Below are 706 nucleotides of genomic sequence, written 5' to 3'. Positions count from 1 at the left end.
GTACGGCCGTTCCAGTGGCGGGAGTTTCTGGAGCAGTCTTGGTTTGTGGCGCGGGTGTCGTTGGCGCCGACGTTGTTGGTGGCGATCCCGTTCACGGTGTTGGTGAGTTTCACGCTGAATATCTTGTTGCGGGAGTTGGGTGCGGCTGATCTGTCCGGTGCGGGGGCCGCGTTTGGTGCGGTGACCCAGTTGGGTCCGATGGTCACGGTGCTGGTGGTCGCCGGTGCCGGGGCGACGGCGATGTGTGCGGATCTGGGTTCGCGGACCATCCGTGAGGAGATCGACGCGATGGAGGTGCTGGGGATCAACCCGGTGCAGCGGTTGGTGACGCCGCGGGTGTTGGCTGCGGGTCTGGTGGCGTTTTTGCTCAACAGTCTGGTGGTGATCATCGGGATCTTGGGTGGTTATGCGTTCTCGGTGTTCATTCAGGATGTGAACCCGGGTGCGTTCGCGGCGGGGATGACGTTGTTGACCGGGGTGCCTGAGGTGGCGATCTCGTGTGTCAAGGCGTTGCTGTTCGGTTTGGTGGCCGGGTTGGTGGCCTGTTATCGGGGGTTGACGATCACCGGTGGTGGTGCCAAGGCGGTGGGCAATGCGGTCAACGAGACCGTGGTGTATGCGTTCATGGCGTTGTTCGTGATCAACGTGGTGGTGACCGCGGTCGGCATCCAGATGACGACGGGTTAAAAGGGGCCGGTTGATGAGT

1 protein-coding gene is annotated in these 706 nt (G+C 62.2%); it reads left to right on the top strand.

All coding sequences use genetic code 11. From position 1 onward, the window contains the following. Positions 1 to 687: MlaE family ABC transporter permease (locus AC5Y3P_RS22340; protein ID WP_500048122.1), on the top strand; the 687-nt coding region annotated here is incomplete at its 5' end. Positions 688 to 706 lie beyond the last annotated feature (19 nt).

It is taken from the genome of Mycobacterium sp. NGS45 (assembly GCF_059812645.1).
This window is presented reverse-complemented; position numbering and strand designations above follow the sequence as displayed.